Genomic DNA, 4,180 nt, shown 5'->3' with positions numbered 1-4,180 from the left:
CACAGTTTATGGATTTCGTTTAAATGATGGGTAAGCGGTGTGATTTTGGTGAGATGAACTTAGGTTGTAGTTCCAATCTTGATGAAAATAGCTATTTTTAAAGAAGGGGAGAGGTAAAAGTGGAAGATCGCATAGTTACTGGCGAGCAATATGAAGAAGATTCCGTTGTTGAATTAAGTCTCCGCCCCACAATATTAGGTGAATATATTGGTCAGAATAAAGTAAAAGAAAATTTAGATATTTTTATTAAAGCAGCTAAAATGCGAAATGAGGCTTTGGATCACGTATTACTTTACGGTCCACCGGGACTTGGGAAAACAACATTAGCTGCCATTATCGCAAACGAAATGGGTGTCGAATTCAGATCTACTTCTGGTCCAGCTATTGAAAGATCAGGTGATTTAGCTGCGATTCTTTCTTCTCTTGAACCTGGGGATGTATTATTTATTGACGAAGTACATCGATTACCAAGGTCTGTTGAGGAAGTACTTTACCCAGCGATGGAAGATTATTTTTTAGATATCGTTATAGGAACCGGGCCAAGTGCTAGATCAGTGCGTATTGATTTGCCTCCTTTTACATTAGTAGGTGCAACGACAAGGGCAGGCTTATTATCAGCGCCACTGCGTGATCGTTTTGGTGTATTGAGCAGATTAGAGTTTTATGAAACGAAAGATTTGTGCACCATTATTGAACGCACCGCTTCTATTTTTAACATGCCAATTTCAAAAGCAGCAGCAATAGAAATTGCTAGTCGTTCAAGAGGAACCCCAAGAATAGCAAATCGATTGTTAAAACGTATTCGCGATATATCCCAAGTAAGGGGAGAAACAGAAATATCGGTTGAGACATCCAAACTAGCCTTAGAAATGTTACAGGTCGACCATGTAGGTCTTGATCATATTGATCATAAATTATTAAAAGGAATATTGCAGGATTTTGGGGGCGGACCAGTTGGGCTCGATACAATTGCTGCCACGATTGGGGAAGAACCCCAAACAATAGAAGATGTCTATGAGCCGTATCTATTACAAATTGGATTTATCCAGCGTACTCCTAGAGGTCGTATAGCTACCGAGAAAGCATTTACACATTTTGGAATAAAAAGGTGATCCATGATGCATATGGGAAAAATGTTTTTATTAATTGGAGTAATTTTTATAATCATAGGAGCTTTGTGGACGTTTATCGGGAAATTGCCTGGAGATATTAGCTTTAAAAAAGGGAATTTTTCCTTCCATTTTCCAATTATGACGTCCATTGTAGTAAGCATTATATTAACGGCTATCTTTTATATCATCGGGAGATTTCGTTAACCTAATAAGGAGAAGTTTTTTATGAAAATGGAAGACTATGATTATCAATTACCAGAAGAGTTAATTGCGCAAACGCCGTTAAAAAATAGAACTGCATCTAAACTACTTGTCTTAGATCGTGATAATCATCAAATAAAACATGATATCTTTTCCAATATCGTTACCTATTTAAAGCCTGGAGATTGCTTAGTACTAAATAATTCAAAAGTTATACCAGTAAGGCTATTTGGTATAAAAAGTGATACGAAGGCAAAAATAGAAATTTTACTATTGCATGAAACAGATAAAGACACGTGGGAGGCTCTAGTAAAACCTGCGAAAAAAGTAAAAGTTGGAACAGAAATTGTTTTTGGAGAAGGAAAATTAATTGCTACATGTAAAGAAGAACATAAAGAAGGTGGACGTTTACTAAATCTGAAATATAATGGTATTTTTCTGGAAGTATTAGAAGAACTCGGGGAAATGCCTCTACCACCATATATAAAAGCACAATTAAAGGATAGCCAACGTTACCAAACCGTTTATGCGAAAGAGGATGGCTCAGCAGCTGCTCCTACTGCAGGATTACATTTTACAGATGAACTTCTAGATTTTATTAAAGAACTAGGCGTACACATTGCTTATGTAACATTACATGTCGGTTTAGGAACATTTAGACCGGTGACAAGTGAAACAATTGAAGAACATAAGATGCACGCTGAATATTATCATTTGTCAGAAGAAAATGCTGACCTTTTAAATAGTGTAAAGGAAAATAACGGCAGGTTAATAGCGGTCGGAACAACATCGACGAGAGTGCTTGAAACAATAGTAAACAATTTTGCTAGAAGATTTGGAGCAAGTTCTGGTTGGACAGATATTTTCATTTATCCACCTTACCAGTTTAAAGCGATCGATGGATTAATCACTAATTTTCATTTACCTAAGTCTACATTGCTATTATTAATTAGTGCACTTGCTGGACGAGAGACTATATTGCAGGCTTATGAAGAAGCAATCAAACATCGATATCGTTTTTTTAGTTTTGGAGATGCAATGTTTATTGAACCTAAAAAGGATGAATAATAGGATGGCAATAAAATACGAATTAATTAAAACATGTAAACAAACTGGTGCTAGACTTGGGAAAATTCATACACCCCACGGAAGTTTTGATACACCGATTTTTATGCCTGTTGGTACATTGGCTACAGTAAAAACAATGAGTCCCGAGGAATTAGTGGAAATGAACGCACAGATTATCCTATCTAACACCTATCATTTATGGCTAAGACCTGGAGAAGATATTGTGAAAGAAGCGGGTGGTTTACATAACTTTATGAATTGGGATCGCCCGATATTAACAGATTCAGGTGGCTTTCAAGTATTTAGCCTCAGTAAAATTCGCGACATTAAGGAAGAAGGGGTACATTTCAGGCATCATTTAAGTGGTGAAAAACTTTTTTTCTCACCCGAAAAAGCGATGCAAGTTCAAAATGATCTCGGTCCAGACATTATGATGGTACTAGATGAATGTCCACCTTATCCAGCAACTTATGACTATATGGAAAAGTCAGTAAATCGTACTTCGCGTTGGGCTGAACGTTGTTTAGAAGCCCATCGGCGCAAGGAAGACCAAGCTCTTTTTGGTATTATCCAGGGTGGAGAATATAAGGATTTGCGAAAACAAAGTGCAAAAGACTTAATTTCTTTAGACTTTCCGGGCTATGCAATTGGAGGGCTTTCTGTCGGAGAACCAAAAGATATTATGTATGGTATGTTAGAAGCTACAACCCCTTTAATGCCTTCTGATAAACCAAGATATTTAATGGGTGTAGGTTCAGCTGATTCACTCATTGAAGGAGCGATTCGAGGGGTAGATATGTTTGATTGTGTACTTCCAACAAGGATTGCAAGAAATGGGACATGTATGACATCTAAAGGAAGACTTGTCGTCCGAAATGCAACATATGCAAGAGATTTTTCCCCAATTGATGAAAATTGTGATTGTTACACATGTCGAAATTACTCACGAGCTTATATTCGCCATTTAATAAATACAAATGAAATATTCGGATTTAGACTAACTACTTATCATAACCTCTATTTTCTGTTAGAATTAATGAAGCAAGTCCGAAATGCAATAAGCGAAGATCGACTTGGTGATTTTAGAGAAACTTTTTTTGAAAATTACGGTTTCAATAAAGTAAATCCACAAAACTTTTAGAGAGGAGGCAGATTAATGGACACATTAATAACACTTTCACCGATTATATTAATGTTTGTAATTTTTTACTTTTTACTTATTAGACCTCAGCAAAAGAGACAAAAGCAAGTAAGAGAAATGCAATCAAACTTACAAAAGGGAGATCCAATTGTAACGATTGGTGGGCTGCATGGTATTGTAGATGCTATAGATGAAAATACAATTGTTATTAGTTGTAACAATACAAAATTAACGTTTGATCGTGCAGCTGTCCGTGAAGTTAAGCAAGATTAAAATATAGAATTACATAAAGAAAAGCTTGCTAATTAGCAAGCTTTTTTGGCGGATAAGAAACCGGCATGGCTAGTCACCATCTTAATTAGGTTTGTTTTCTTAAAAAAGGATACATCCTTTCTTGAATCGCTCACTGGTTAAGAACGCGATGTTCTGGGACTGCGCTTATTCGTCCCACCAAAGAGATTTGCACTTTCGTTCGTCCCATCGTAAAGCATTTGTCGCAGGCGCCAGTACTAACACGCCAATCACTCGCAAGTGCAATACTAAGGAATTCGCTAAGAGGTTGTTCAAAAGTTCGTTGAAAATGACACTTCGCATTTCTTCGTTGGCTTGCTTTTCCGCTGCCGGGAGCTACGCCGTCTCGAACTGCTCGATCCTTTCC

5 protein-coding genes are annotated in these 4,180 nt (G+C 37.0%); all 5 read left to right on the top strand.

The features are described from left to right. Positions 1–119: 119 nt before the first annotated feature. Genes ruvB through yajC form a run of 5 tightly spaced genes read left to right on the top strand, consistent with a single transcriptional unit; the run spans position 120 to position 3,795 of the window. Positions 120–1,112, top strand: a complete 993-nt coding sequence (ruvB, locus tag SPD89_RS22455; protein ID WP_336264177.1) for a Holliday junction branch migration DNA helicase RuvB — start codon at positions 120–122, stop codon at positions 1,110–1,112. Between the two features lie 3 nt (positions 1,113–1,115). Continuing rightward, positions 1,116–1,316, top strand: coding sequence for a DUF2905 domain-containing protein (locus SPD89_RS22450; RefSeq protein WP_336264176.1), 201 nt, complete (start codon positions 1,116–1,118; stop codon positions 1,314–1,316). 21 nt (positions 1,317–1,337) lie between these two features. Next, positions 1,338–2,381, top strand: coding sequence for a tRNA preQ1(34) S-adenosylmethionine ribosyltransferase-isomerase QueA (gene queA, locus SPD89_RS22445; protein WP_336264175.1), 1,044 nt, complete (start codon positions 1,338–1,340; stop codon positions 2,379–2,381). Between the two features lie 4 nt (positions 2,382–2,385). Next, positions 2,386–3,522: a tRNA guanosine(34) transglycosylase Tgt gene (gene tgt, locus SPD89_RS22440; protein WP_336264174.1), complete on the top strand. Its 1,137-nt coding sequence runs from the start codon at positions 2,386–2,388 to the stop codon at positions 3,520–3,522. Positions 3,523–3,537: 15 nt separating this feature from the next. Beyond that, positions 3,538–3,795 carry a preprotein translocase subunit YajC gene (gene yajC / locus SPD89_RS22435; protein ID WP_336264173.1) on the top strand — a complete coding sequence of 86 codons (258 nt, stop codon included), beginning with the start codon at positions 3,538–3,540 and terminating at the stop codon, positions 3,793–3,795. Positions 3,796–4,180: the final 385 nt, after the last annotated feature.

Origin of the sequence: Pseudogracilibacillus sp. SO30301A (genome assembly GCF_037072025.1) — a bacterium.
GTDB lineage: Bacteria > Bacillota > Bacilli > Bacillales > Amphibacillaceae > Pseudogracilibacillus.
Note: the sequence above shows the minus strand (reverse complement) of the source record. Positions and strands in the feature narration are given on the sequence as shown.

Bases quoted from the DNA above. Each gene is read 5' to 3' on its own strand.
- yajC (WP_336264173.1), top strand. From the start codon at position 3,538: ATGGACACATTAATAACACTTTCACCGATTATATTAATGTTTGTAATT.
- queA (WP_336264175.1), top strand. From the start codon at position 1,338: ATGAAAATGGAAGACTATGATTATCAATTACCAGAAGAGTTAATTGCG.
- tgt (WP_336264174.1), top strand. From the start codon at position 2,386: ATGGCAATAAAATACGAATTAATTAAAACATGTAAACAAACTGGTGCT.
- SPD89_RS22450 (WP_336264176.1), top strand. From the start codon at position 1,116: ATGATGCATATGGGAAAAATGTTTTTATTAATTGGAGTAATTTTTATA.